Origin of the sequence: Micromonospora sp. NPDC005194, assembly GCF_040608335.1 — a bacterium.
Taxonomy (GTDB): domain Bacteria; phylum Actinomycetota; class Actinomycetes; order Mycobacteriales; family Micromonosporaceae; genus Micromonospora.
Window position 1 is genome coordinate 89662 of sequence record NZ_JBEXIA010000022.1, and the last position, 25710, is coordinate 115371.

Consider the following 25710-nt stretch of genomic DNA (forward strand, 5'->3'; position numbering starts at 1 on the left):
CGGCGTCGAGGCTCAGTGAGCCAGGCCGAGGGCCTCGGCCGCCGCGCGGCCGTTGGCGTGGCTCGCGCCATAGGTGGTGACGAAGGCGCGTACGCCCACTGGGCGCCACTGGGCCGGCCAGCCCATCTCCACCACGGTCACCGGGTGCTGGGCCGCCAGGTCGGCGATCAGTTCCGGGCCGCCGGACAGCCGGTGCAGGTGCCGTCCGACCAGCACGATGGGACGATCCCCGGCCAACCCGCGCAGCGTGGCCGGGTCGGTCTCGCTGGCGATCACCCGGATCTCCCGCGTGCCGTCGAGGTGCGGGCCGAGGCCCCACGGCACCCGTCCCTCGGCGATGGTGGACTCGGTGTGCAACTGCACCACCAGCGGCTCATCCAAGCCGGTGAGCACCCCCTCCACCTGCACCGCCCGGCGCGCCACCGCGTACCCCAGATTGGAGTCCGCGGCGGTCGGTGACCCGCCGGCGGCCCGGGTCCAGGCGGCGAGCGCGGCGGCGCGGCCGCCCGCCTCCTCGACCCGGGCGATCGGCAGCCGACCGTCGGCGGTCGCCTCGACGATCTCGGCGGCCACCCGCTCGACCAGCGCGGCGTCGACCTTCGCGCCGATGCAGAGCAGGTCGGCGCCGGCCGACAGGGCCCGGACCGCGGCCGGCCCGACACCCCCGGCGGCCACCGCGGCCCCCTTCATCTCCAGCGCGTCGGTGATCACCGTGCCGGTAAAGCCGTACTCGGTACGCAGCAGGTCGACCAGGACGGCCCGGCTGAAGGTGGCCGGGTCGTCCCCGGTCAGCGCCGGCACCCGGATGTGCGCGGTCATCACGGCACGCGCCCCGGCGGCGACGACCGCGGCGAACGGCGGCAGGTCCCGCTGGCGCAGCAACTCCAGCGGTACGTCCACAGTGGGGAGTTCGTGGTGGGAGTCGGTGCTGGTGGCGCCGTGGCCGGGGAAGTGCTTGGCGCAGGCCGCGACGCCGGCGGACTGCAGGCCGTTCACGGCGGCGGCCGAGTGGGCGGCCACCCGGACGGGGTCGGCGCCGAAGGAGCGGGTGCCGATCACCGGGTTGTCGTCGGCGGTGTTCACGTCGACGGTGGGGGCGAGGTTGACGGTGATGCCGAGCGCGGCCAGTTCGGCGCCGATCGACTGGTAGACCTGTCGGGTCAGCGCCACGTCGCCGACCGCGCCGAGTGCGGCGTTGCCGGGGTACGGGCTGCCGGTGGCATGTGCCAGCCGGGTCACGTCGCCACCCTCCTCGTCGATGGCGATCAGCACGTCCGCCCGGCCGGCGCGCAGCGCGGCGGTGCCCGCCGCCACCTGCGCGGGGTCGTGCACGTTCGTGCCGAACAGGGTGTGCCCGGCCAGCCCGTCGGCCACCAGGTCGACCGCCCAGTCCGGCGGGACCGGTCCCGGGTACGCGGCGAGCAGCGTGCCCAGCGCGAGCCGACGCAGTCCTGGATCGAGCCCCACGTGATCTCCCCCTTCGGTCCCCCGGGCACGAACGTCGTACCCGCGGTGGTCGTCGCCCTGCCGGGTCGGCCGAGCACTCTGCCTCGGGGTGGCCGTTACGCTACGGCTACCCGTTCGCAGGTCGGTTTACAGTTAGCAAAGTTTACTAAAACTAGAGGACGTGGCATGAGTGCGACCCGGCTGCCCGGCACCCCCCGCCTGTTGCGGGCGCTCAACGACCGCGCGGCGTTGGAACTGCTCCTGGAGCGTGGGCCGCTCACCCGGGCCCGGCTCGGCGAGCTGACCGGGCTGTCCAAGGTCACCGCCTCGCAACTCGTCGAGCGGCTGGAGGAGCGCGGCCTGGTCAGCCGGGTCGGCGAGCAGGCCGGCGGGCGAGGGCCGAACGCCCAGCTCTATGCGGTGCGTCCGAGCAGCGCCCACGTCGTCGGGGTGGACGTCGGGCCGGACCGCGTGGTGGCCGCCTGCGCCGACATCACCGGCGCCGTCATCGGCCGCGTGGAGCAGTCGACGCGGGACACCGACGACCCGGTGGGCGTGGTGCACAACGCCGTGGTGCAGGCCGCCAGCAGCGCTCAGGCGCAGCTCAGCAGCGTCCGCCGGATCGTGCTCGGCACGCCGGGCCTGGTCGATCCGCACACCGGCGACATCACCTTCGCCTTCAACCTGCCGCGCTGGCACAGCGGTCTGCTCGCCGCGCTGCGCGACGACCTGCACACGCCAGTGGTCTTCGAGAACGACGTCAACCTGGCCGCGGTGGCCGAGGCGCAGTCCGGCGCGGCACAGGGCGTGGCCGACTTCGTCCTCGTCTGGGTGGGCGCCGGCGTCGGCCTGGCGATCATGCTGGGTGGTCGCCTGCACCACGGCAGCAGCGGCGCGGCCGGCGAGATCGGCTACCTGCCGGTGCCCGGAGCGCCGATCCCGCGCGACGTCTCGCGGCGTGCCAAGCCGGCCTTCCAGCAGGTGATCGGCGGCGACTCGGTCCGCGCGGTGGCCCGCGAGCACGGCTACCCGGACACCGACGCCGCCGAGGCCGTCCGCGCGGCCGTCGCCGACGGCGCTGCGGGCGGCCCGATGCTCGACGAGCTGGCCCGTCGGCTCGCGCTCGGCGTGGCCAGCACCTGCGTGGTGCTCGACCCGCCGTTGGTCGTGCTGGCCGGCGAGGTTGGCCAGGCCGGCGGGGCAGCGCTCGCCGACCGGGTGCAGCGGGAGGTCGCGGCCATCACCCTGGTCCGGCCACGGGTGGTGCCCACCGGCCTCACCGAGGAGCCGATCCTGCGCGGCGCGCTGCGCACCGCCTTGGACGCCGTCCGCGACGAGGTGTTCGGCTCCACCGTCGGCTGAGCCCGCTGGGGCGGTCATGTGAAGGAATATTTCACCGCAGCCCGTCGAGCTGCAAGGTCTTGCCGGCTGTCGCCGGGCCCCGCGCGGCGAGCCGCCGGGTCACCCGGCGCGGTGCGGGTGACCCGGCCCGGCCCCTTTAGATCAGGTCGCGGCGACGGAACACGGCGAACGCCGCCACGGTCAACCCGCCGGTGATCACGAGCAGCACCACCAGCGCGGGCCCCCAGGTCAGGCTGTAGAAGCCCTCGCAGTAGCCGTTGCCGCTGTTGCCCCGACAGCGCTGCGCGTCCCAGAAACGGGCCTCGCCGTTGAGCCACGCTCCGATGTGGCTGGACAGCATCAGCTGGTCCGGCCGTCGGGCATCGACGATCTCCAGCACCAGCCGGGCGCCCAGCTCCCAGACCACCGCGTACGCGGCGGCCGCGCCGAGCGCCGCCGAGGTGTGCCGGCCCAGCGTCGCGATCGCGAAGCCCACGGCGGTGGCCAACAGCACCAGCACCAGGCCGCGGCCGTGCACGGCCGCCAGCGAGCGCCAGAAGTCGTCACCGAGCTGACCGGCCAGCCCGGCGGTCTGCCCGATCACCCAGAAGGTGGCCAGGTAGACCAGCGACGCCGCCACGGCCAGCGCCAACACCGTCCCGAGCAGGGTGCCCAGCTTCGTGGCGAGCACCGTCAGCCGACGCGGCCGCCACAGCAGCAGGTTCACCACCCCACCGGAGTTCAGGTCCGCCCCGATGTACGAGGCGCCCACCAGAAACCCGAACAGCACCAGGAACGCGATGAGGAAATACAGCAGCGGGCGGGCCTGCTGGGCGAAGCTGAACACCCCGGGCAGGTAGTCGGCCGCGATCGGCAACCGGTCCTGCCGGATGGGGTCCAGCTCCGAGCAGTCGTCCGGGAAGTAGTCGCCCGTGTCGTCGGGCGAGATCCCGGCGTCCTGCCGGGCCAGGCACTGCTGGTGGGTGGCCTCCATGTTCTGCCGCGCCGCGATGGCCTGCGCCCGCGCCGAGCTGAGCTCGTCGGCGGTCGGCCGGTGCGAGCCGGCCAGGGTGGTCGCTGCGGTGACGGCGAACGCCAGCGCCAGCAGAACGACCATGAGCTGCACGAAGCGGCGCGCGGACAGCCGCTCCAACTCGGCCCGGACCAGGTTCACGCGTCCACTCCCCGTACGTCGAGATCGATCACGGCGCCGTCGGCGCCGGACGGCGGCGCCCAGTCGTCGACCTGGCGGGGCACCGACGGATGCTCGCCGGCGCCGGTCAGCTCCAGGAAGACGCTCTCCAGATCGGGCCGGAGCGGCGTCAGCTCGCTCACCCACAGCCCCTGCTCGCCCAGCACCCGGCTGATGACCGTCGGATCGGTCGCCCCGCTCACCACCAGCGCGTCACCCTCGACGGCAGCCGTCAGCTCCGCCGCGTGCAGCAGCTCGGCGGCACGGACCGGCTCGGCCACCCGGACCAGGAACTCGTGCCGGTCGTGACCCGCCAGCACCTCGCCCACCCGGCCGGCCGCCACCCGCTGCCCGCGCGAGATGATCGTGACGTGGTCGCAGATCAGTTGGATCTCGCCCAGGATGTGGCTGGACACCAGCACGGTCACCCCGGCCGCCGCGAGCGACCGCATCAGGTCGCGCATCTCGCGGATGCCCGCCGGGTCGAGGCCGTTCGCCGGCTCGTCCAGGATGAGCAGCTGCGGATCCTTCAGCAGGGCGGACGCCACCGCGAGGCGCTGCTTCATGCCCAGCGAGTAACCCTTCACCCGCTCGTCGCCGCGGTCGCGCAGGCCCACCAGCTCCAGCGCCTCGTCCACGCGGGAGATCGACACCCCACCGGCGCGCGCCAGCAGCCGCAGCGTGCGGCGCCCGGTGAAGTTGCCGAAGAACTGCGGACTCTCCACGATCGCGCCGACCCGACCGGCCACCCGGGGCAGCAGCTCGGGCGACGGCTCGCCGAACACCGTCATCCGCCCGCCGTCGGCCCGCACCAGCCCGAGCAGGGCGCGCAGCGTGGTCGTCTTGCCGGAGCCGTTGGGCCCCAGGAAGCCGTGGATCTGCCCGGCCTCGACCAGCAGGTCGAACCCGTCGACCGCCACCCTTCTGCCGTGGCGCATGCTGCGGAAGGTCTTGCGCAGACCCTCGATTTCGATGACCGCGCTCATCCGCGCGGCTCCGTACGTCGATCGGGCATGGGTCGTCCTCCGGCTGTGGTGATCAACGACACGGTGCCTCACCCTATGGCCGGGGCGCCGCCCATGGGGGGCGCCCCGGCGCTGCGTGGTTGGATGGTCGGGTGACTGGTGACCTGATCCCCGGCGCTGCCGGCGCCGCGCCTGCCGCCGCACCCGTGGACCCGGATCTGGTGGTCAGCCTCGACAGCGTCGGCGTACGCCGCTCCGGCACCGCGCTGCTGCAGGACCTGACCTGGCGGGTCGAGCTGGACGAGCGCTGGGTGGTGCTCGGCCCCAACGGCGCGGGCAAGACCACCCTGCTCAACCTGGCCGCCGGCCGGCTGCACCCCACCACCGGCGTCGCGCACGTGCTCGGTGAGCGCATCGGCCGCACCGACGTCAACGAGCTGCGTACCCGCATCGGGCTCTCCACCGCCGCGCTCGCCGAGCGGGTGCCCGCCGACGAACAGGTAAGCGACGTGGTGGTGACCGCCGCCTGGTCGGTGGTCGGGCGCTGGCGGGAGAGCTACGACCGCGGCGACGAGGCGCGGGCGCGGGCGTTGCTCAGCCAGCTCGGCGTCGGCAACCTCGCCGAGCGCCGCTACGGCACCCTCTCCGAGGGCGAACGCAAGCGCGTCCAGATCGCCCGGGCACTCATGACCGATCCGGAGCTGCTGCTGCTCGACGAGCCCACCGCCGGGCTCGACCTGGGTGGCCGCGAGGACCTGGTCACCCGGCTGGCCGAGCTGGCGTACGACCCGGACGCCCCCGCCATGGTGCTCGTCACCCACCACGTTGAGGAGATCCCGCCCGGGTTCACCCACGCGCTGCTGCTGCGCGAGGGCGCCGTCGTCGCCCAGGGTCTGCTCGCCGAGACGGTGACCGGCGACAACCTCTCCAAGACCTTCGGTCTGCCGCTGGTGGTCGAGCGGTCCGGCGACCGCTACACCGCGCGCGCCGCCTGAGCGGGCGACCGTGTCGCAGACCCGGGTGGTGGTGGTCGGCAGCGCCAACATGGACCTGGTCGCGATGGCGCCGTCGCTGCCCCGACCGGGCGAGACCATGCTCGGCACCGAATTCGTGATGGTGCCCGGTGGCAAGGGCGCCAACCAGGCCATCGCCGCGGTCCGGGCCGGCGCCTCCTGCGCCTTCCTGGGCGCGATCGGCTCCGACGCGTTCGGCGTGACGCTGCGGGCCCGGATCACGGCGGCCGGCGTGGACACCGGCCACCTGCGGGTGGTCTACGGCACCTCCGGTGTGGCGCTCGTGATGGTCAACGCGCAGGGGGAGAACGCCATCCTGGTCACCCCCGGCGCGAACGACGCGCTGGTCGGCCTCACCGACGAGGAACTGGCGACGGTACGCGGGGCGGACGTCCTGGTCGCCCAGCTGGAGATCCCGGTGCAGACGGTGACCGCCGCCGCGCTGGCCGCCCAGGCCGCCGGCACCCGGGTGATCCTCAACGCCGCACCGGCCCGGGACCTCCCACCGGAGCTGCTCGGGGCGGTGGACCTGCTGGTCGTCAACGAGGGCGAGGCGCAGGCGTTCACCGGTCGGGGCCGCGAGGAGCCTCGCGCGCTGCTCGACCTGGTGCCCCGCGCCGTTCTCACCCTCGGTGACGCGGGCGCCTGGTACGTCGACCGCGACGGCGCCGAGGTGCACGTGCCCGCGGTCCGGGTCGACGTGGTCGACTCCACAGCGGCCGGCGACGCGTTCACGGCCGCGCTGGCGGTCGGCTGGGGCGAGGGGCGGGACGTCGTCGACGCGGTGCGCTGGGCGGCGGCGGCCGGCGCGGCCTGCGTACGCAAGCTCGGCGCCTCGGTGGCACTGCCGCAACGCGCCGAGATCGACGCGCTGTACGCGCCGGGCTGACCCGTCGTCGAGCACCGCGACGTCGACGCGCCCGGCCACGTCACGCCGGCCGGCCGTCTCCCGTCCGGAAGGCCCGCCGGTACGCCGACGGTGACGTCAGCATGATCCGCCCGAAGTGGTGGCGGTAGGTGACCGGGGTGTCGAAGCCCACCGCGCCGGCGATCTGCTCGATCGGGGCTTCGGTCTCCTCCAGCAGCGCCAGACTGGCCCGGACCCGCTGGTCGATGAGCCACCGGATCGGGCTGGTCCCGGTGGCTCGGGTGAAGTGCCGCAGATAGGTGCGCGGTGACATGTGTGCCCGCCCGGCGAGCCGGGCGATGCTCAGCGGCTCGGCGAGGTGCGCGAGCGCCCACTCGATGCTGGCGGCGATCCGGTCGTCGCCCGGGTCGGCGGTCACCGGCGCCTCGACGAACTGGGCCTGTCCGCCGTCGCGGTGCGGAGGGATCACCAACCGGCGGGCGACCGCGTTGGCGATGGCCGCGCCATGGTCACGCCGCACCACGTGCACGCTGAGATCGAGTCCGGCGGCACTGCCGGCGCTGGTGAGCAGGTCGCCGTCATCGAGGTAGAGCACGTCCGGGTCCACCTCGACGCGCGGGTACCGCCGCGCCAGCAGCTCCGCGTACCGCCAGTGGGTGGTGGCTCGCCGACCGTCCAGCAGCCCGGCACCGGCCAGCGCGAACGCGCCCGAGCAGATCGACATGATCCGGGCACCGCGCGTGTGCGCCCTGCGCAGCGCGGCCACCAGCGCGGGCGACGGGTCGGCGGTCACGTCCGGCACGCCGGGCACGATCACCGTCCGCGCCGCCGCCAGCTCCGCCAGGCCGTACGGGGTGTGCAGGCTGACTCCGCCGACCACCGGGACCGGCCCCGGCTTCTCGGCGCAGATCACCAGGTCGTACCAGTCGACGTCGAACTCGGGGCGGGGCAGCCCGAACACCTCGGTGACGATGCCGGTCTCGAACACCGACATTCCCGGGTACGCGAGCACGGCGACGCGGTGACCGGCGGCCGGCTGTCGCGGCGTCGGCAGCCGGCGTGCGCTGTTCGGCATGGCGGGATGTTAGCGCAGGACGTCGTTCCCGCCACTCGTCCCGGCCGCCGGGCACGGCCACGATCAGTGTCATGACCTTCACCTTCGCCGTCCCGCCAGCCGCTCCGGACGCCGCAGCCGCCCACTTTCTCGCCCGACTCAGCGTCCAGACCGATGTCAGTGACGTGCACGCCGACCTGGCCGCCCGTACCCCCGGGCTCGTGGTGGTCGACTCCCGGGGGGTGACCGGCTGGGCGCAGGGGCACCTGCCGGGAGCGGTGCACCTGCCCACCGCCGAGATCGCCGCCCGGGCGCCTGGCCTGATCCCCACGGGTACGGCGGTGGTCACCTACTGCTGGGGGCCGGGCTGCAACGGGGCGACCCGGGCGGCGCTGGAGTTCGCCCGGCTCGGTATTCCGGTCAAGGAGATGCTCGGCGGGTTCGAGTACTGGGTACGGGAGGGGCTGCCGGTGGAGACGGAGACCGGGGTGACCCGACGTCCCGTCGACGATCTGACCGCACCGAGGGCGACGATCACCTGCGACTGCTGATCCGGCTACGGCCCGCCAGGCGGGGCGTGGGCTCAGCCGGCGGGTTCGTCGCTGAGCTTCTCGCCGCGTCGCCGCAGCATGCCGAGGCCGGGGATGCCCGCCACGGCGAGCTTGAGATCACGGGTGACGTCCAACAGGTCGTGCAGGTCGGGCCCGACCCGGTCCAGCGTCGCGAGGATGGGCAGGATGTCGGCGGTCAGGTGCTCCTTGAGCTTGGGCAACTCGTCGATCAGGTGGATCGCCGCGGTGATCTCCTCGTGGCTCAGCTCCTCGACGAACCTCCCGGTCATCGGCGCGGCCCGCCGCAGCGCCGGCTCGTACGCCGCCAGCAACTCCGCCGCCGTGGTCGCCGCCTGCGCGGCGGTGCCCACGGTGACCGCGGCGCTGCCGGCCACCGCCTCGGCCTCGGTGACCACCGTGCCGGCGACGTGCGCGACCTTCTCGGCCTCGGTGACCACCACGGCGGCGGCCGTCGCCACCTCGCTGGCGGTGTCGATGGCGGTGGTCGCGGCGGCGCTGATCACCGCGACCTCGCGGACCGCCGCCTCGGCGTCGGTGAGCACCGCATCGGTCCGGTCCAGGGTCGTCTCGATCCGATCCACCACGCCGTTGATCCTGGCCAGCAGCGCTTCCACCCCGTCGAGCACCGCGAACGCGCGGGCGGGCACGGCGGCGAACGAGGCTGCCGAGCCGAGCGCCTGGTCGAGGGCGGAGCGGGTCAGGCCGACCACGGCGGTCGGTGTGGGGAGGGGAATCGCCATGGGACCAAGTGTGCGTCGGCCCCGCCACAACCGCTCGCGGGCGACCGTCGGCGCGGCCTGCGGCGGTAGGGTGCCGGCATGTCGGCCCCCTCGCCGCACCACCCGCCGAGCACCCGGGCGGCCGTCCTGCTCGCCGTGCTCGCGGCGCTGGCCGCCGCGCTCGGCACGGCGGTGCTGGTCCGCGCGGACGCCGGCCTCTCCGTGCGGCAGGTCACCGTCGGCGGCGTGCCGATGACCGAGGTACGCGCCGGCCCGCCGACACCTGACGCGCGGCGGCCCGGCGTGGTGATCGCGCACGGATTCGCCGGCTCGGCGCGGCTGATGCGCCCGATCGCCGACACCGTGGCCCGCCGGGGAGCGGTGGCGCTGCTGTTCGACTTCGCCGGGCACGGCGCGAATCCGGCCCGACTCGGCCCCGACATGCCACCCGCGACGCTCGCCGCCGACCTGGACGCCGCGGTCGGATACCTGCGCGCCCAGCCGGATGTGGACCCGGCCCAGATCATGCTGGTGGGACACTCGATGGGCGCGGGCGCGGTGACCCGGTACGCGGCCGGGCACCCGGAGATCGCCCGGACGGTGGCGATCTCGCTGCCCGACGCCGGCGAACTGCCTCCGGGCCACCCGGCGGAGCTGTTGCTCATCGTCGGCGGCGCGGAGTTCCCCGCGTTCCGGCGCGCGGCCGACGACGCCGTGCGGCGCGGGGCGGCGGTGGGCCGACGGCCAGCGGTGGTGGTGCCCGGTGTGGAGCACATCTCGGTGCTCTTCGCCCCGCGTACCCACGAGGAGATCGCCGACTGGCTGCCCAGCGTCGACGGGGCCGCGTCGCCCCGACCGCTCGTCCGGCTCGCCGGGGCGGGGCTGCTGGTGTTCGCGTTCGCCGTCGGCGTCGTCCCGTTGGCGGCCCTGCTCCTGGGCCGGCGGGCCGGCGGGGGAACGGCGTCGGCGGGAGGCGGGGCGCCGCTGCGTGGTCTCGCCCTGCTCGGGCTGGCCGTCCTCGCGAGCGGTCTCGCGGCGGCCGTCGCGGCCGTCCTGCCGACCAACCGTCTCCCGCTCGCGGTCGGCGGTTACGTCACGGGCTTCCTGCTGGTCAGCGGGGTACTGGTGGGCGGTGGCCAACGCTGGCTGCCCGCAGCGACGCGAGCGCCCGGCGTGGCCGTCGACGAGACCGGTCGTCGTACGCCGGCACGGACCGCGGTCGCGGCGCTGGCGCTGACGGCGTACGCGATTCTCGCCGTGGCACTGCCGATCCACCTCGGACTGACCTCGGCGCTGCCGGTCGGTGCCCGCTGGTGGCTGCTCCCGGTCGTGATCGCCGCGTGCCTGCTGTTCCTGCTGGGAGTCGAGCAGGTCGCGGCCGGCCGGACCTGGCGTCGCCTGCTGGTCGTCGCGGTCACCGTGCTCGTGTTGAGCACGTCGGCGGTGCTCGGCCCGGCACCCGGGTTCGTGCTGCTGGTGGTGCCGTTGTTCGCCGTGCTGCTCGGCTGGCACGTGCTGTGGGCGGCGGTGCTGCGCCGGTACGCCACCCCGCGCTGGCTGCCGGCCCTCGTGGGCGCCGTCCTGGTGGGCTGGCCGATCGCCACCACCCTGCCGTTGCGCTGACCAGATGCTCCGCCCGGCGAGGGGTCTAGCGGCCGGCGCGGGCGACGCGCAGCGCCCACCAGATCAGTGGCACCTGCATCGGCACCCGGCCGTAGGCGATGGCCCGTTTCGACGGCCGCCGGTGCCGCCAGTCCACCGCCATCTTCACGTTGGCCGGCAGCACGGCGACGAACAGCGCGGCGGCGGCCCGACCGCCGGCCCGTCGGGTGGCGGGGTGTGCCACCGCCGCCGCCACCGTCAGCTCGGCGATCCCGCTGGCGTACGTCCAGAAGCGGGCCGCCCCGGGCAGCGCACGCGGCACGATCGGGTCGTAGAAGCCGGGGCGCAGCAGGTGGGTGACGCCGGCCGTGGCGAGCAGCCCGGCGAGCGCGACGGCCTCGCCGCGACGGGTGGTCATCGATGGTCCCCCTGCTGTTCGACGGCGCGTTGCACGGCCCGGTAGATCTGCCCGAACCGTAGCGCGTCCGGCGTGCGCAGCAGCATGTGCTCCTGACCGTGGTGCTGCACCCACAGCTCGTGCACGTGGCTGCCGCGCTCGTACGAGCGGTCCAGCCAGCCGAGGGGAATCTCCAGGAACGGGGCCAGTGCCAGCGCCCCCACCGCACAGGCGGCCAGGATGATCAGCGCCAGCTGCCAGTTGCCCCGATCCTGTGCCGACCAGGCCAGCGAGACGACGCAGACCAGCGCGACGAGGGGCGGCAGCGACAGCAGCAGGACCAGCACACCGCGACCCAGCACCCGGCCGCGTACGGCGAGGGTCTTCTGCCCTCGTTCGTGCCAGACGAACGTCACGTCGGGCAGGGCGATCACCTGACCGCCCGCCCGGATCGACTCGGAGGTCACCTGCACCGCGTCGTCCCGGTAATAGAGGGTCATCACTAAGCCTAACCGCCGACAGGCAACTCGCGCGCATGCGCGGCGGCGACAACGGCCGCGATCCCGAACGAGATCTTGGACAGTTTCCGTCAGCGGTTGACGGAAACTGTCCAAGATCCGCGAAGGGAGGCGGGCTAGCGGCGGGCGGGCTGGGTGTGCTCCATCGCGCGCTGCACCGCCCGGTAGATCTGCCCGAAGCGCAGCGCGTCGCCGGTGTGCAGCAACCGCACCGGCTGGCCCCGCCAGCGGGCCCAGATCTCCATCTGCCGGCTGCCCCTGGCGTACGAGCGGTCCAGGTGTTCGAAGAGGAAGTCGGCGACCGGGCCGACGGCCAGCCCGACCAGCACCGAGGCGCCGACGATCGCGATCGTCACGGTGGGGGAGCGGTGCAGCCAGGCGGCCAGGCCGATGCCGAGCACGGCCGCGACCAGCGGGCCGGCCAGCGCGGCGCCGAGCGCGCCCCGCCCGACCAGCACCCGCCAGGAGCGGCTGCCCCGGCGGTGCCAGACCATGGTGATCTCGGCCAGCGAGTAGCTGCGGCCGTCGACCTGGACGGCGGTGGAGGTGACCTGCACCGACCTGTCGTCGTAATACGTGATCATGGCTGGACTCCCGCCCGCGGGGCTGACACCACACTACTTACCCCAACGAGCCGGGTCGTAAGGTTGGCACGCGACTTCGACGAGGAAGTGAGGGCAGCGTGGGCGAGTTCGTTCGGCTGGAGACCAGGGACGGCATCGGCACCATCCGGCTGGAGCGGCCGCCGATGAACGCGCTCAACACCCAGGTGCAGGAGGAGTTGCGCGCCGCCGCCACGGCGGCCACCGCCGACCCCGAGGTCCGTGCCGTCATCGTGTACGGCGGGGAGAAGGTCTTCGCCGCGGGCGCGGACATCAAGCAGATGGCCGAGATGTCCTACGTGGACATGGCCGACCGGGCGGCGGCCCTGTCCAGCGCGCTCGGCGCGATCGCGCGGATCCCCAAGCCGGTGGTCGCCGCGATCACCGGGTACGCCCTCGGCGGGGGCTGCGAGCTGGCGCTGGCCTGCGACTGGCGGGTCGTGGCCGAGGACGCCAAGCTCGGCCAGCCGGAAATCAAGCTGGGCATCATCCCCGGTGCGGGCGGCACCCAGCGGCTGGCCCGCCTGGTCGGGCCGGCGCGGGCGAAGGATCTGATCATGTCCGGGCGGATGGTGGACGCCCAGGAGGCGCTGCGGATCGGCCTGGCCGACCGGGTCGCCCCGGCCGCCGAGGTGTACGACGCGGCGGTCGCGCTCATCACGCCGTACCTCAATGGGCCGGTGCAGGCGCTGCGCGCGGCGAAGCTGGCGGTCGACGGCGGCCTGGACATGGACCTGAACTCCGGCCTGGCCTGGGAGAGTCAGCTCTTCGCGGCGCTGTTCGCGACCGACGACCGGCGCGAGGGCATGGCGGCGTTCGTCGAGAAGCGCAAGCCGGACTTCACCGGCCGCTGACGATTAGCCGAGAACGGTTCACATTGCTCCTACCGGCCAGTAGCGTGGGGCCTCGGTCATGAGCGACGAAGGGGAGCGGCGAATGACGGAGCGGATCGAGGGTCACGGCGGAGAGCTGGCCCTCGCGGCACTACGCGCGCACGGCGTACGGGAGATGTTCACGCTGTCCGGCGGGCACGTCTTCCCGCTGTACGACGCCGCGCACAAGGCCGACTTCCCGATCTACGACGTCCGGCACGAGCAGTCCGCGGTCTTCGCCGCCGAGGCGGTGGCCAAGCTCCAGCGCCGTCCCGGCCTCGCCGTGCTCACCGCCGGCCCCGGTGTCACCAACGGCATCTCGGGCATGACCAGCGCCTTCTTCAACGCGTCCCCGGTGCTGGTGCTCGGTGGCCGGGCACCCGCCTTCCGGTGGGGGTCGGGCAGTCTCCAGGAGATGGACCACCTGCCGCTGGTCGCCCCGGTCACCAAGCACGCCGAGACGGTGTTCAGCACCGACGACATCCCGCGTGCGGTGGGCGCCGCCCTCACCGCCGCGCTCACCCCGCACCGGGGCCCGGTCTTCCTGGACTTCCCGCTGGAGACGGTCTTCTCGGTCGCCGAGACCGACCTGCCCGCGCCGTCCGGCGTCGACGCCGTCGAACCGGACCCGGACGAGGTCAGCCGGGCCGCGACGCTGATCGCCGGCGCGCAGCGGCCGGTCATCATCGCCGGCTCGGACGTGTACGCGGGCGACGCGGTGGCGGCCCTGCGCGAGGCCGCCGAGGCGTTGCAGGTGCCGGTCTTCACCAACGGGATGGGCCGCGGCTCCCTGCCCCCGGAGCACCCGCTCGCCTTCGCCAAGGCCCGCCGCGCCGCGCTCTCCGGCGCCGACGTCGTCGTGGTGGTCGGTACGCCGCTGGACTTCCGGCTCAGCTTCGGCGACTTCGGCGACGCCAAGGTCGTGCACATCGTCGACGCGCCCAGTCAGCGCGCCACGCACGTGCAGCCGGCCGTCGCCCCCGCCGGTGACCTGCGCCTGATCCTCTCCGCGCTGGCCGACCACGCCGGTGACCGGGCCGACCACAGCGGCTGGATCGCCGACCTTCGTACCGCCGAGGACGCCGCCCGCGCCCGCGACGCGGCCGAGATGGCCGCCGAGACCGACCCGATCCGTCCGGCCCGCGTCTACGGCGAGCTGCGCCGGGTGCTCGCCCGCGACGCGATCACCATCGGCGACGGCGGCGACTTCGTCTCGTACGCCGGTCGGTACCTGGAGCCGGCCCAGCCCGGCACCTGGCTGGACCCGGGCCCGTACGGCTGCCTGGGCACCGGCATGGGCTACGCGATGGGCGCCCGGGTCAGCCACCCGGACCGGCAGATCTGCGTGCTGATGGGCGACGGCGCGGCCGGGTTCTCGCTGATGGACGTCGAGTCGCTGGTCCGGCAGAAGCTGCCGGTGGTGATCGTCGTCGGCAACAACGGCATCTGGGGGCTGGAGAAGCACCCGATGCGGGCCATGTACGGCTACGACGTCGCCGCCGACCTCCAGCCCGAGCTGCGCTACGACACGGTGGTCAGCGCGCTGGGCGGCGCGGGGGAGATGGTCACGAAGGCCGCCGACCTTCAGCCGGCCCTGCAGCGGGCGTTCGACGCCGGAGTGCCGTACCTCGTCAACGTGCTCACCGACCCGACCGACGCGTACCCCCGCTCGTCGAACCTGGCCTGAGTCGCACCCGCCGCCGCCGTCGCCCCTCGCGGGCGGCGGCGGTGCGGCGTCTTCCCGCAGTTAAATACGCGGAATGTCAGCGTCGGTCGACGTAACGTCAGCGCGGGAACGGCGGGATGTCAGACCTGTCGCCCATGGTGGTGTCATCACCCGCAGACGACAGGAGTTGCGATGGACCACGCGATCCGCGCCGAGGGTCTGGTGCGGCGTTTCGGCGCCACCACCGCCCTCGCCGGAGTTGACCTGGCGGTCCCGACAGGGACGGTCTTCGGTCTGCTCGGGCCGAACGGCGCCGGCAAGACCACTGCGGTACGGGTGCTCGCCACCCTGCTGCGCGCCGACGAGGGACATGCCACGGTGGGCGGCTTCGACGTGGTCCGCGACGCCCACCGTGTGCGTCAGCTGATCGGCCTCACCGGCCAGTACGCCTCGGTCGACGAGACCCTGACCGGCGCGGAGAATCTGCTGCTGATCGGGCGGTTGCTCGGTCTCAGCCGGGCCGACGCCAAGCGGCGGGCCCGGCAACTGCTCGACGACTTCGGGCTCAGCGATGCTGCCGATCGGGCCGTGAAGACGTTCTCCGGCGGGATGCGGCGGCGACTGGACCTCGCCGCCAGCCTGGTCGGCCGGCCGCAGGTGCTGTTCCTCGACGAGCCGACCACGGGCCTGGACCCGCGCAGCCGCAACGACCTGTGGGACATCGTCCGCACGTTGGTCGCGGACGGGGTGACGGTGCTGCTCACCACCCAGTATCTGGAGGAGGCCGACCAGCTCGCCGGCGAGATCGCCGTGGTCGACCACGGGCGGGTGATCGCCCAGGGCACGCCGGAGGAGCTGAAGGCGAAGATCGGCGGGCAGACCCTCACCGTGCGCCCGGCCGACGTCGCCGATCTCGGCACCGTGGTCGCCATCGCCGGCGAGGTGGCCGGGGTGACCCCCGAGGTCGCGCAGAGCGCGGTCACCGTCGCGGTGAACGACCCTCGCGTGCTGCCCGTCATGGTGGGCCGCCTCGACGCGGCCGAGATCCCGGTCGCCGAGCTGGCGCTGCGCGGCGCGAGCCTGGACGAGGTCTTCCTCTCCCTCACCGGCCACCGGGCCGAGGACGCCCCGGCCGACACCGACCTGGAAAGGACCCCGGCATGAGCGCCGTGACCCTCAGCCCCGCGCTCGCCCCGACCCGTCGACTCAGCGTCGCCGCCGGGCTGCGGCACACCTTCACGCTGGCCTGGCGCAGCCTGGTGCAGATCAAACACAACCCGATGGAGCTGCTCGACCTGAGCATCCAGCCGGTGATGTTCGTGCTGCTGTTCACCTACGTCTTCGGCACGGCCATCGCCGGCTCGTCCGGCGAGTACCTCACCTTCATGCTGCCCGGCATCATGGTGCAGAACGCGCTCTTCGCCACGATGACGACGGGGTTCGGGCTGAACAACGACCTCACCAAGGGCGTCTTCGACCGGCTGCGGGCGCTGCCCATCGCCCGGTGGGCGCCGCTGGCCGGCCGGATCCTCGCCGACACCGTCAAGCAGGCGTGGTCGATCGCGCTGCTGCTCGGCGTCGGGTCGATCCTCGGCTTCCGGGTCGGCAACGGCGTACTCGGCGTGGTGGGGGCGTTCGCGCTGCTGCTGGCGTTCACGCTGGCCGCGTCCTGGATCTCGGTGCTGGTCGGGGTGCTGGTGAGCGAACCGGACAAGGTGCAGATCTTCGGCTTCATGGTGATCTTCCCGCTGACCTTCACCAGCAACATCTTCGTACCGACCGACCGGATGCCGGGCTGGTTGCAGAACTGGGTGGAGGTCAACCCGGTGACCGTGGTGGCCGACGCGCTGCGGGGTCTGCTGGTCGGCGGGCCGGTGGCCGGCCCGGTGCTCCAGACGCTGCTGTGGGGCGCCGGCATCGCGGTGATCTTCGCGCCGCTGGCCGTACGCGGCCTCAGGCGCCGAGTCTGAGTGGCGTACCGGCCGGGCCGCGTCTCACACCTCCGGCCGGTCACCCTCACGGGGCGGCTCACCGTCGCGGCGGCGCAGGTCGTCCTCCCGCCGGCGCAGGTCCTCCTCCCAGCGACGGAAGAGTTCCTGGTCCTGCTGACGCGCGCGGTCCTGCACGGAGCGGAGGAACTCCGGGTCGTCGTCGGGAGCGAGCGGGCGGCGCGGCTGCCGTTCGGTGGAGCCGCCGCCGGCCGGCCACGCCCTGCGGGCCGCGGGGTCGGGCTCCCGGCCGGCGACGAACCAGGCGATCGACCCGACCAGGGGGAAGAACAGGATGATCAGCACCCAGGCGATCCGAGGCAGGGCGCGGATCTGACCCTCCTCGGCGGAGAGGCAACTGATCAGCGCGCAGACGGCGAGGACAATCTGCACCAGGAAGAGGAGAACGTACAGCCGGGCCATGCACCCATCATGGCGCACCGCGTCGCGTCACCACAGTCCGCGAACCGTCGCCAGCACGCCGAGCAGCGCGAGCCCGACGGTGCCCAGCGCGACCAGCGGCAACGTCCGGCCGCCGGTGCGGGCCGCCCCCGTGCCGGTGCCGCGGGGCCAGCAGAGCACGAGCACGCCGCCCCAGACCAGGACGGCCGCACCGGCGATCAGCGCTCCGAACGGGCCGCCGTTCGACGCCAACCGGACGGCGAGCGCGGTCACCACGGTCAGCGTCAGCAGGGTGCGCCGCCAGGCCAGCCGGGTCCGCTCCGGTTGCAGCCCGGGATCGCGTCCGGCGCTCACCGTCCGCCGATCGCGCGCGCCAGCACCGCGATGACCAGCAGCACCGCGCCGGCGCCCACGGCGAGGGCGAGGACGGCGGGGAAGCGGGAGGCGGGCAGCTCCTGGCCGAGCCGGATGGCCCGTTCGGTACGCGCCCAGTGGTCCACCGCGCGGATCGCGACGGCGCCGCCGAGCAGCAGCAGCGCGACCGCGATGACCTCCCGCAGGTGGCTCATCGGCAGCTGCGGCAGGAACTGCGCGGCGGCCAGCCCGCCACCGACGAGCGCCAGGCTGGTGCGTAGCCAGGCCAGGAAGGTTCGCTCGTTGGCCAGCGAGAACCGGTAGTCCGGTGTCTCACCGACGGCGCGCGCCTCGGCCGGGTCGAACCATCGCCTGATCACCTCCCACATGCTGGGAGATTATCCACTTCCCCGGGGCCTTAGCCTGGTGTGGTGACGGATCTTGATGTGACCACGCTGCGCACCGCCTACGACAACCAGCTCCGCCCGGATATCCCCGACCCGGTTCCGGCGGGGGTGACGGTGGAGCGGGACGGGCCGCTGGTCCGGATCATCGGGCTCGACGCCGGGGGGTTCCTCACCTACCGCGACCTGGGCGGGTTGACCGGCGACGCGCTGGACGAGCTGATCGCCCGGCAGGTGGCGCTGTTCCGCGAGCGCGGCCAGTCGGTCGAGTGGAAGCTCAACGGGCACGACGAACCGGCGGACCTGGCGGACCGGCTGCGCGCCGCCGGCTTCGTGCCGGAGGACCGGGAGACCGTCGTGGTCGGGCCGGTCGCGCCGCTGGCCGCCGCGCTGCCCGTCATCCCCGAGGGGGTACGCCTTCGTGAGGTGACCGCGCGCGCCGACCTGGAGCGGATCGCCGCCATGGAGGAGGAGGTCTGGCAGGAGGATCGCTCGCACCTCGTGTGGGGTCTGGCCAAGGAGATCGACGCCGACCCGCACTCGATCACCATCGTGGTGGCGGAGGCGGACGGCACGGTGGTGAGCGCCGGCTGGGTGCGCTTCCCGGCGAAGACCGGCTTCGCCACCCTGTGGGGTGGCTCGACCCTGCCGCAGTGGCGTCACCGGGGCATCTACCGGGCGCTGGTCACCTACCGGGCCCGGCTGGCCGACCAGCGAGGCCGGACGCTGCTGCAGGTCGACTGTTCCGAGGACAGCCGGCCGATCCTGGAGCGGCTCGGCCTCGTCCCGGTCACCACCACCACCCCGTACGTCTACACTCCGTGATCATGGAGCAGCGGTTGACGGACGAGGAGCGCCTGACCCTCAAGACGGGCGCCTTCGGTGCGGTCTTCCTGGTCTCGAACGCCGACCCGGGGATGCTGGGCGTGATCCGGGAGAGCGTGGCCGCCTCCGGCGCGCTGGCCGACGCGAGTGGCGTGGTCAAGGAGGCGCTGACCACCGGTCCGCTGCCCCGGCTGCCCCGGGACTCCCAGCTGGAGATCGAGTCGGTGGTGTTGCCGGCGCTCGGCCGCGCGGTGCGGATCCTGCGGGAGAAGTCGCCGGCCGACGTCGAGGCGTACCGCTCGGTGGTGTTGACCGCGGCGGACCGGGTGGCCCGCGCGCACGACGGGGTGGCCCCGGCGGAGGCCGCCGCCATCGACCAGATCCGGGGTGCGCTGGCCGACCCGGCCTGACCGCGCTGCCTGTCGGTGAGCTGTGTCACTCTGTGTGCCCGGTAGCCGCAACCTACTGGCAGGTAACATTGCGCCGTGGGCAACTGCACAGCAGCCCGCGGTTGACCAGGCGTCGACCGACGCGCGAGGCTGCGGCCCAACCGGGCGAGCCAATCGCAACACCACACAGGAGGGTCGTCGAAGCGCGATGAACATCGTCGTACTCGTCAAGCAGGTGCCTGATTCGGGCGCGGACCGCAACCTGCGCAATGACGACAACACCGTCGACCGCGGTTCGGCGAACAACGTGATCAACGAGATGGACGAGTACGCCATCGAGGAGGCGCTGAAGATCAAGGAGGCGCACGGTGGCGAGGTCACCATCCTGACCATGGGTCCGGACCGGGCGACCGAGTCGATCCGCAAGGCGCTCTCCATGGGCCCGGACAAGGCCGTGCATGTGGTGGACGACGCCCTGCACGGTTCCTGCGCCGTGGCCACCTCGAAGGTGCTCGCCGCCGCCCTCGGTCAGCTGAACGCCGACCTGGTGATCTGCGGCGCCGAGTCCACCGACGGCCGGGTGCAGGTCATGCCGCACATGATCGCCGAGCGGCTGGGCGTCGCGGCGCTCACCGGCGCCCGCAAGCTCACCGTCGACGGCGCCACGCTGACCGTCGAGCGGCAGACCGAGGAGGGCTACGAGGTCGTCACCGCCTCCACCCCGGCCGTGGTCTCCGTGTGGGACACCATCAACGAGCCGCGCTACCCCTCGTTCAAGGGCATCATGGCGGCCAAGAAGAAGCCGGTGCAGACGTTCTCCCTGGCCGACCTCGGCGTCGCACCGACCGAGGTGGGCTTCGACGGTGCGACCAGCGCCGTCGTCGAGCACACCAAGCGTCCGCCGCGCTCCGGCGGCGCCAAGATCACCGATGAGGGCGAGGGCGGCGTCAAGCTGGTCGAGTTCCTCGCCACCGAAAAGTTCGTGTGAGAGCGGGTCTGGACATGTCTGAGGTTCTCGTCGTCGTCGAAGCCACCAAGGAATTCGGCGTCAAGAAGGTCACCCTGGAGATGCTCACCCTCGCCCGTGAGCTGGGCACCCCGAGCGCTGTCGTGCTCGGTGGCGCCGGCGCAGCCGAGGCGCTGAGCGCCAAGCTGGGCGAGTACGGCGCGGAGAAGATCTACGCCGCCGAGGGTGACGAGATCGACGGCTACCTGGTGGCCCCCAAGGCCACCGTGCTGGCCGAGCTGGTCAAGCGGGTGCAGCCGGCCGCCGTGCTGCTGGCGTCCGCCCAGGAGGGCAAGGAGATCGCCGCCCGGCTCGCCGTCAAGCTCGACAACGGCATCCTGACCGACGTGGTCGGCCTGGCCGCCGACGGCACCGCCACCCAGGTCGCCTTCGCCGGCTCCACGATCGTCAAGTCCAAGGTCACCAAGGGTCTGCCGCTGGTCACCGTCCGGCCCAACTCGGTCACCCCGGCCCCGGCCGCCGCGAGCCCGGCGATCGAGCAGCTCACCGTGTCGGTCACCGACACCGACAAGCTGGCCAAGGTCGTCGAGCGGGTCGCCGAGCAGAAGGGCTCCCGCCCCGAGCTGACCGAGGCCGGCGTGGTCGTCTCCGGCGGCCGTGGTGTCGGCAACGCCGACAACTTCAAGCTGGTGGAGGAGCTGGCCGACCTGCTCGGCGGCGCCGTCGGCGCGTCCCGCGCGGCGGTCGACTCCGGCTTCTACCCGCACCAGTTCCAGGTGGGCCAGACCGGCAAGACGGTCTCCCCGCAGCTCTACGTCGCGCTCGGCATCTCCGGCGCCATCCAGCACCGGGCCGGCATGCAGACCTCGAAGACGATCGTCGCTGTCAACAAGGACGGCGAGGCCCCGATCTTCGAGTTGGCCGACTTCGGCGTGGTGGGCGACCTGTTCAAGATCGTCCCGCAGGCCGCCGAGGAGATCCGCAAGCGTAAGTGACCGTGAGACAAGGAAAAGTGGCCGCCCGGCGCCGGGCGGCCACTTTTTCGTCGGGAGCTGATCGGCGGGCCGGGGAGCTGAGCCGGCCCGCCGATCAGCCCGTCAGGGTGCCTCTCAACAGGCTGTCGCCGGAGTGGCGGGTGTTGTTGTCGTACTTCTCGGCGGAGACGTCGACCACCGAGTAGCTCTTGAGGTCGACGTTCGGAGGCAGGGGCAGCAGAGCGTCCGAGTCACCACCGAGGGTGCCGATCGAGAACATCTCCATGTTCGTCGGGTTGATGAGCCAGACCTCGTAGTACCCCGGCACGCGCGGGAGATTCGCGACGTGCAGATGCAGTTGGCCGTTCTGCAGAATCCGCGCGTCACCCTGGGCCGACTTCGGCGTCGAACCGAAGGCAGCCAGGGGCGCGCTGGCCAGCACCGCGGGCGTCGGAGCGGGCGCCGGCTCGTCCGGGCGCAGCACCGAGACCGTGCCCACCACGCCGATCGCCGCCGCCGCGACAGCGGTCACCGCGGTGGCCGCCCAGCGCGACCAACCGGCACGCCGCCTGGCCCGTGACCTGCCGCCCGATTCGGGGCCCGCGACACCCGACGCCGTAGGCCCGGCCGGCGAGCCGCTCGGCCGTTGCCCGATCGTCGCCTGTTCGGCGGCCTGCTGCCGCCGGGCCTCGGTCAGCGACGGCACGGCCTCGGCCGCCCTGATCTCGGCGGCGATGCCCTGCCAGATGTGCTCCGGCGGGTCGGGCAGGTCACCGAGGCTCTGCGTCTCCACGCCGAGCCCGGCCACCTGCCGCAGGGCCGTCAGCTCCGTGCGGCAGTGCCCGCAGGTGTCGAGATGGGTGCTCTCCCCGTTGTCCGCATCGCTCTCACCGAGCGCCAGAAAAACCAGCCGCTCGTGCTCCAGGTGCTGCACCGTCCACCTCCCATCTGCGTTTCAAGCTCGCCATGCCGCGCCGGATGTGACTCTTCACGGTGCCCAGCGGCACCCCGGTCACTGTGGCTATCTGCTGGTGTGTCAGGTCGTCGTAGAAGGCCAACTCCAGCATGCGTCGTTGGTCGTCGGGCAGGCGTGCCAGCTCGTCCGCGATGACCAGCCGGTCCACCACCCGGTCCGGGTCCGGCGTCGTCTGTGCCGGCTCGGGCAACTGCCGGACCGTCTCCACCACGCGGGTCTCCCGCGCCGTGGCCCGCATCCGGTCGATCACCTTGCGCCGGCCGATGCCGAGCAGCCAGCCGATCAACGACCCCTTGGCCGGATCGAAGGTGTCCCTTCCCAGCCAGGCGGCCACGAACGTCGCCTGCGTCACGTCCTCGGCGTCGGCGCGGTTGGCCAGCATGGACGTGGCCAGGTGGAGTACGGCACGGCCGTAGCGGTCGTACGCCTCGCGCAGCGCCACCTCGTCGCCGGACCGGAACCGGGGCGCGAGGTCGTCCACCGGTGGGTCGGGTTGTTGTGGTAGCGCCGTCATCGGGCGTCCAGCCTTCGATGGGGCATACCCGACTGTAGCTGCCACAGCCCTCGCCCCACTCTCCCGGTCGATGTCATCTCACCAGCTCTTCGTCCGCCGGGCCCGATCCGGATGCGGTCGTGGCCGGAAAAAGAAATCGCGTCGAAGGCGCATCCAGCCGTCGCGGAGCCGGCGTAACCCGTTCTGCAAGCCAGGCCTGACGAATCAGCACCAATCACCAGGAGGCAGACATGCAGCTCTCGTACTTCCGTCGGGTCGCCGCGGGCGGCGCCGTCGCCGCGTTGGCCTTCGCCGGCGTCGCCGCGTTCACCGCCAGCCCCGCGTACGCCGCCACCTCGAAGGTCTCGGTCGTGCACGGCATCCCGGACACCCCGGTCGACGTCTACGTCAACGGCAAGAAGACGCTCAACAACTTCAAGCCCGGTGACGTGGCCGGCCCGCTGAACCTGGCCGAGGGCGAGTACGACATCGCCCTCACCAAGCCGGGCGAGCCGATCGGCAGCGCGATCCTCAAGGTCGACAACGCCGAGGTGCCGGGCGGGGCGAACATCAGCCTCGCCGCGCACCTCGACGCCGCAGGCAAGCCGAAGATCACGCCGTTCGTGAACGACGTCTCGAAGGTCGACGCCGGCAAGGCCCGGCTGATCGTCCGGCACACCGCCGCCGCCCCGGCGGTCGACGTGCGTGCCGGTGGCACCCCGGTCTTCAAGGGCCTGACCAACCCGAAGGAGGCCAAGGGCGACGTCGACGCCGGCACGGTGAAGGCGGACGTGGTGCTGGCCGGCACCGACACCGTGGCCATCGGCCCGGCGGACCTCAACCTCAAGGAGGGCACCGCGACGATCGTCTACGCGATCGGCTCCGCCGAGGACAAGACCCTCGACGTGGTGGCCCAGACGATCACCGGCCTGCACTCCGCCCCGGGTGGCGTGCCGAGCGGTGACGGCGGCCAGGCGGGCACCGGCGTGCAGACCTGGTGGTACGCGCTGACCGGTGCCGGCGTACTCCTGCTGCTTGGTGGTGGGGTGCGGATGGCGACCGCGCGGACCGGTCGCAAGTGACGGTGCGCAACCGCGGCGCGCTGGCGGCCCTGGCCGCCGGCGTTGCCGCGCTCACCGTCGCCACCCTGGTGGCGTGCAACTCCCAGCCGGCCGAGAACGTCGGCGCCGAGGAGGCGAGCACGCTGGCCGCCAGCGCGCCCCCCTCGGCCGTCGGCGGCGACCCGTCGGTGCCGGTGACCGCCGGCGAGCTGCCCGCCGGCGCCGGGGTCGTCCCTCCGGTCCGGCTGGTGATCCCCGGGATCGACGTCACCGCCACGGTCAACGCGGTCGGCATCAACAAGCGGACCAACGAGTTCGAGGTGCCGCCCAGCGTCGATCAGATCGGCTGGTACCGCTACGGCCCCGGCCTGGAGGCGGGCGCCGGTTCGGTGGTCATCGCCGGTCACGTGGACAGCGCCAAGCAGGGCCGGGGGGCGTTCTTCCGGCTGCGCGAGCTGGACCAGGGCGACACCCTGACCGCGACCGGCAGCGACGGCAAGGCGCGAAAGTACCGGGTCGTCGCCCGGGAGGAGTACGCCAAGACCAAGATCCCGCTGGAGCGGTACTTCGCCCGCGACGGCAAGCCGCGACTGACGCTGATCACCTGCGGCGGGCCGTTCGACGCCAAGGCCCGCAAGTACCGCGACAACATCGTCGTCACGGCGGTGCCCGCCTGACCGGGCGGTCGCGACGTGCCGGGGTGGGGGAATCCCACCCCGGCACCGTCGCATGGAGCCCACTCCGCCCTCCGGCCCCCGACAACTCGGCCGTACGCTGAACGGTGATGGCTTACCTGGATCACGCGGCGACGACTCCGATGCTCGACGAGGCACTGGAGGCGTACGTCGCTACCGCCCGCGAGGTCGGCAACGCGTCCTCCCTGCACGCGGCGGGTCGTCGTGCCCGTCGTCGGGTCGAGGAGTCGCGCGAGCGGGTGGCTGCGGTACTGGGCGCCCGGCCGTCCGAGGTGATCTTCACCGGTGGGGGCACGGAGAGCGACAACCTCGCGGTCAAGGGCATCTTCTGGGCCCGCCGGGGCGCCGGCCCCGACCGCCGACGGGTGATCTCCAGCGCCGTCGAGCACCACGCCGTGCTGGACTCGGTCGACTGGCTGGTCGAGCACGAGAGAGCCGAGGTCGGCTGGCTGCCGGTGGACTCCACGGGCCGTCTCGACCCGGAGGACCTGCGTGCCGAGCTGACCGCGTACGCCGACCGGGTGGCCCTGGTCACCGCCATGTGGGCCAACAACGAGGTCGGCACCGTGCAGCCGGTGGCCGAGCTGGCCGCCGTCGCCGCCGAGTACGGCGTGCCCTTCCACACCGACGCCATCCAGGCCGTCGGCCAGGTGCCCGTCGACTTCGCCGCCAGCGGGGCCGCCGCGCTGACCGTCACCGGGCACAAGCTGGGCGGCCCGATCGGGGTGGGCGCGCTGCTGCTCGGCCGGGACGTGGCGGCCGTCCCCCTGCTGCACGGCGGCGGCCAGGAACGCGACGTCCGTTCCGGCACGCTGGACACCGCCGGCATCGTCGCCTTCGCGGTCGCCGTCGAGACCGCCGTGAAGGGTCAGCAGGAGTACGCGGCCCGGGTGGCCGCGCTCCGCGACGATCTGATCGAGCGGGTCCGCCGGGCGGTGCCCGAGGTGATCTACAACGGTGATCCGACCGACCGGCTGCCCGGCAACGCGCACTTCTCCTTCCCGGGCTGCGAGGGCGACGCCCTGCTGCTCCTGCTGGACGCCCAGGGCATCGCCTGCTCGACGGGTTCGGCCTGCTCGGCGGGGGTGGCCCAGCCCTCGCACGTGCTGCTGGCGATGGGCGCCGACGACGACCGCGCCCGTTCCTCGCTGCGTTTCACCCTCGGCCACACCAGCACCCAGGCCGACGTGGACGCCCTCGTCGCGGCCCTACCAGCAGCGGTGCAACGCGCCCGCCGAGCCGCCGCCCCCCGCACCCCCCGCTAACCCACCCCCCACCCTCCCGGCCGGCCCCCGCCCCCACCCCGTCGATCATGAAGTTATTGCCGACCGCATCGGCGTGTCGTGGCAATAACT

General features: G+C 73.1%; 29 protein-coding genes. 16 read left to right on the forward strand and 13 right to left on the reverse strand.

Annotated elements, in window-relative coordinates; genetic code table 11:
* Positions 1-12: 12 nt before the first annotated feature.
* The gene (locus ABZU53_RS19775) at positions 13-1467 is read right to left on the reverse strand and encodes a glycoside hydrolase family 3 N-terminal domain-containing protein (protein ID WP_355066958.1); all 1455 of its coding nucleotides are present in this window, start codon (positions 1465-1467) and stop codon (positions 13-15) included.
* 165 nt (positions 1468-1632) lie between these two features.
* Here ABZU53_RS19775 and ABZU53_RS19780 point away from each other — a divergent pair, with 165 nt between their 5' ends.
* Positions 1633-2808: an ROK family transcriptional regulator gene (locus ABZU53_RS19780; RefSeq protein ID WP_354855196.1), complete on the forward strand. Its 1176-nt coding sequence runs from the start codon at positions 1633-1635 to the stop codon at positions 2806-2808.
* 136 nt (positions 2809-2944) lie between these two features.
* Here ABZU53_RS19780 and ABZU53_RS19785 read toward each other — a convergent pair whose 3' ends face one another.
* Both ABZU53_RS19785 and ABZU53_RS19790 read right to left on the reverse strand, forming a co-directional pair.
* A complete protein-coding gene (locus ABZU53_RS19785; protein WP_355066959.1) occupies positions 2945-3961 on the reverse strand; it encodes an ABC transporter permease subunit in 1017 nt (338 codons plus the stop codon).
* A complete protein-coding gene (locus ABZU53_RS19790; protein WP_355066960.1) occupies positions 3958-4965 on the reverse strand; it encodes an ATP-binding cassette domain-containing protein in 1008 nt (335 codons plus the stop codon). Before ABZU53_RS19790 ends, ABZU53_RS19785 begins: the two co-directional genes overlap by 4 nt.
* A gap of 131 nt (positions 4966-5096) precedes the next feature.
* On the opposite strand from ABZU53_RS19790, the gene ABZU53_RS19795 reads away from it, so the two are divergent.
* Both ABZU53_RS19795 and ABZU53_RS19800 read left to right on the forward strand, forming a co-directional pair.
* On the forward strand, positions 5097-5939 hold the full coding sequence (locus ABZU53_RS19795) for an ABC transporter ATP-binding protein (protein ID WP_234581363.1): 843 nt from the start codon (positions 5097-5099) through the stop codon (positions 5937-5939).
* Positions 5940-5949: 10 nt separating this feature from the next.
* Positions 5950-6846, forward strand: coding sequence for a ribokinase (locus ABZU53_RS19800; RefSeq protein WP_355066961.1), 897 nt, complete (start codon positions 5950-5952; stop codon positions 6844-6846).
* A gap of 40 nt (positions 6847-6886) precedes the next feature.
* Here ABZU53_RS19800 and ftrA read toward each other — a convergent pair whose 3' ends face one another.
* Positions 6887-7900 carry a transcriptional regulator FtrA gene (gene ftrA / locus ABZU53_RS19805; RefSeq protein ID WP_355066962.1) on the reverse strand — a complete coding sequence of 338 codons (1014 nt, stop codon included), beginning with the start codon at positions 7898-7900 and terminating at the stop codon, positions 6887-6889.
* A 71-nt stretch (positions 7901-7971) separates the two neighbouring features.
* Between ftrA and ABZU53_RS19810 the strand changes: the two genes are divergently transcribed.
* A complete protein-coding gene (locus tag ABZU53_RS19810; RefSeq protein ID WP_355066963.1) occupies positions 7972-8430 on the forward strand; it encodes a rhodanese-like domain-containing protein in 459 nt (152 codons plus the stop codon).
* 32 nt (positions 8431-8462) lie between these two features.
* Here ABZU53_RS19810 and ABZU53_RS19815 read toward each other — a convergent pair whose 3' ends face one another.
* Positions 8463-9191, reverse strand: coding sequence for a hypothetical protein (locus ABZU53_RS19815; protein WP_354855201.1), 729 nt, complete (start codon positions 9189-9191; stop codon positions 8463-8465).
* A gap of 78 nt (positions 9192-9269) precedes the next feature.
* On the opposite strand from ABZU53_RS19815, the gene ABZU53_RS19820 reads away from it, so the two are divergent.
* Positions 9270-10793 (forward strand): alpha/beta fold hydrolase, encoded by a 1524-nt coding sequence (locus ABZU53_RS19820; protein WP_355066964.1) that lies wholly within the window; start codon positions 9270-9272, stop codon positions 10791-10793.
* A 25-nt stretch (positions 10794-10818) separates the two neighbouring features.
* On the opposite strand, the gene ABZU53_RS19825 is transcribed toward ABZU53_RS19820, so the two are convergent.
* From ABZU53_RS19825 to ABZU53_RS19835, 3 genes are all read right to left on the reverse strand, one after another.
* A complete protein-coding gene (locus tag ABZU53_RS19825) occupies positions 10819-11190 on the reverse strand; it encodes a hypothetical protein (protein ID WP_355066965.1) in 372 nt (123 codons plus the stop codon).
* Positions 11187-11669, reverse strand: a complete 483-nt coding sequence (locus ABZU53_RS19830) for a DUF6232 family protein (RefSeq protein WP_234581355.1) — start codon at positions 11667-11669, stop codon at positions 11187-11189. The genes ABZU53_RS19825 and ABZU53_RS19830 overlap by 4 nt, the downstream gene beginning before the upstream one ends.
* Before the next feature lie 134 nt (positions 11670-11803).
* Positions 11804-12271 carry a DUF6232 family protein gene (locus ABZU53_RS19835; protein ID WP_354855204.1) on the reverse strand — a complete coding sequence of 156 codons (468 nt, stop codon included), beginning with the start codon at positions 12269-12271 and terminating at the stop codon, positions 11804-11806.
* A gap of 98 nt (positions 12272-12369) precedes the next feature.
* Between ABZU53_RS19835 and ABZU53_RS19840 the strand changes: the two genes are divergently transcribed.
* From ABZU53_RS19840 to ABZU53_RS19855, 4 genes are all read left to right on the forward strand, one after another.
* Positions 12370-13143 carry an enoyl-CoA hydratase-related protein gene (locus ABZU53_RS19840; protein ID WP_355066966.1) on the forward strand — a complete coding sequence of 258 codons (774 nt, stop codon included), beginning with the start codon at positions 12370-12372 and terminating at the stop codon, positions 13141-13143.
* Between the two features lie 82 nt (positions 13144-13225).
* Positions 13226-14848 carry an acetolactate synthase gene (locus ABZU53_RS19845; RefSeq protein WP_355066967.1) on the forward strand — a complete coding sequence of 541 codons (1623 nt, stop codon included), beginning with the start codon at positions 13226-13228 and terminating at the stop codon, positions 14846-14848.
* 171 nt (positions 14849-15019) lie between these two features.
* Positions 15020-15991, forward strand: coding sequence for an ATP-binding cassette domain-containing protein (locus tag ABZU53_RS19850; RefSeq protein ID WP_354855207.1), 972 nt, complete (start codon positions 15020-15022; stop codon positions 15989-15991).
* A complete protein-coding gene (locus tag ABZU53_RS19855) occupies positions 15988-16797 on the forward strand; it encodes an ABC transporter permease (RefSeq protein ID WP_355066968.1) in 810 nt (269 codons plus the stop codon). Before ABZU53_RS19850 ends, ABZU53_RS19855 begins: the two co-directional genes overlap by 4 nt.
* A 24-nt stretch (positions 16798-16821) precedes the next feature.
* Here ABZU53_RS19855 and ABZU53_RS19860 read toward each other — a convergent pair whose 3' ends face one another.
* Genes ABZU53_RS19860 through ABZU53_RS19870 form a run of 3 tightly spaced genes read right to left on the reverse strand, consistent with a single transcriptional unit; the run spans position 16822 to position 17960 of the window.
* Complete coding sequence (locus ABZU53_RS19860; RefSeq protein ID WP_355066969.1) at positions 16822-17238, reverse strand: PLD nuclease N-terminal domain-containing protein; 417 nt, start codon at positions 17236-17238, stop codon at positions 16822-16824.
* 27 nt (positions 17239-17265) lie between these two features.
* Positions 17266-17571 (reverse strand): DUF202 domain-containing protein, encoded by a 306-nt coding sequence (locus tag ABZU53_RS19865; protein WP_355066970.1) that lies wholly within the window; start codon positions 17569-17571, stop codon positions 17266-17268.
* A complete protein-coding gene (locus ABZU53_RS19870) occupies positions 17568-17960 on the reverse strand; it encodes a DUF202 domain-containing protein (protein ID WP_354855211.1) in 393 nt (130 codons plus the stop codon). The genes ABZU53_RS19865 and ABZU53_RS19870 overlap by 4 nt, the downstream gene beginning before the upstream one ends.
* A 42-nt stretch (positions 17961-18002) precedes the next feature.
* Between ABZU53_RS19870 and ABZU53_RS19875 the strand changes: the two genes are divergently transcribed.
* The 4 genes from ABZU53_RS19875 to ABZU53_RS19890 all read left to right on the forward strand — a co-directional run bounded on the left by ABZU53_RS19875 (position 18003) and on the right by ABZU53_RS19890 (position 21151).
* A complete protein-coding gene (locus ABZU53_RS19875) occupies positions 18003-18800 on the forward strand; it encodes a GNAT family N-acetyltransferase (protein WP_354855212.1) in 798 nt (265 codons plus the stop codon).
* The gene (locus ABZU53_RS19880) at positions 18797-19210 is read left to right on the forward strand and encodes a hypothetical protein (RefSeq protein WP_355066971.1); all 414 of its coding nucleotides are present in this window, start codon (positions 18797-18799) and stop codon (positions 19208-19210) included. Before ABZU53_RS19875 ends, ABZU53_RS19880 begins: the two co-directional genes overlap by 4 nt.
* A gap of 187 nt (positions 19211-19397) precedes the next feature.
* The gene (locus ABZU53_RS19885) at positions 19398-20177 is read left to right on the forward strand and encodes an electron transfer flavoprotein subunit beta/FixA family protein (protein ID WP_344357351.1); all 780 of its coding nucleotides are present in this window, start codon (positions 19398-19400) and stop codon (positions 20175-20177) included.
* A gap of 14 nt (positions 20178-20191) precedes the next feature.
* A complete protein-coding gene (locus tag ABZU53_RS19890) occupies positions 20192-21151 on the forward strand; it encodes an electron transfer flavoprotein subunit alpha/FixB family protein (protein WP_354855214.1) in 960 nt (319 codons plus the stop codon).
* A gap of 94 nt (positions 21152-21245) precedes the next feature.
* Here ABZU53_RS19890 and ABZU53_RS19895 read toward each other — a convergent pair whose 3' ends face one another.
* Both ABZU53_RS19895 and ABZU53_RS19900 read right to left on the reverse strand, forming a co-directional pair.
* On the reverse strand, positions 21246-22064 hold the full coding sequence (locus ABZU53_RS19895; RefSeq protein ID WP_355066972.1) for an anti-sigma factor: 819 nt from the start codon (positions 22062-22064) through the stop codon (positions 21246-21248).
* Complete coding sequence (locus ABZU53_RS19900; protein WP_355066973.1) at positions 22018-22620, reverse strand: sigma-70 family RNA polymerase sigma factor; 603 nt, start codon at positions 22618-22620, stop codon at positions 22018-22020. Before ABZU53_RS19900 ends, ABZU53_RS19895 begins: the two co-directional genes overlap by 47 nt.
* 230 nt (positions 22621-22850) lie before the next feature.
* Between ABZU53_RS19900 and ABZU53_RS19905 the strand changes: the two genes are divergently transcribed.
* From ABZU53_RS19905 to ABZU53_RS19915, 3 genes are all read left to right on the forward strand, one after another.
* Positions 22851-23681, forward strand: a complete 831-nt coding sequence (locus tag ABZU53_RS19905; protein ID WP_355066974.1) for a DUF4397 domain-containing protein — start codon at positions 22851-22853, stop codon at positions 23679-23681.
* Entirely contained in the window at positions 23678-24337 is a 660-nt protein-coding gene (locus ABZU53_RS19910) for a class F sortase (protein ID WP_355066975.1), read from the forward strand. Before ABZU53_RS19905 ends, ABZU53_RS19910 begins: the two co-directional genes overlap by 4 nt.
* A 107-nt stretch (positions 24338-24444) precedes the next feature.
* A complete protein-coding gene (locus ABZU53_RS19915; protein WP_354863262.1) occupies positions 24445-25620 on the forward strand; it encodes a cysteine desulfurase family protein in 1176 nt (391 codons plus the stop codon).
* Positions 25621-25710 lie beyond the last annotated feature (90 nt).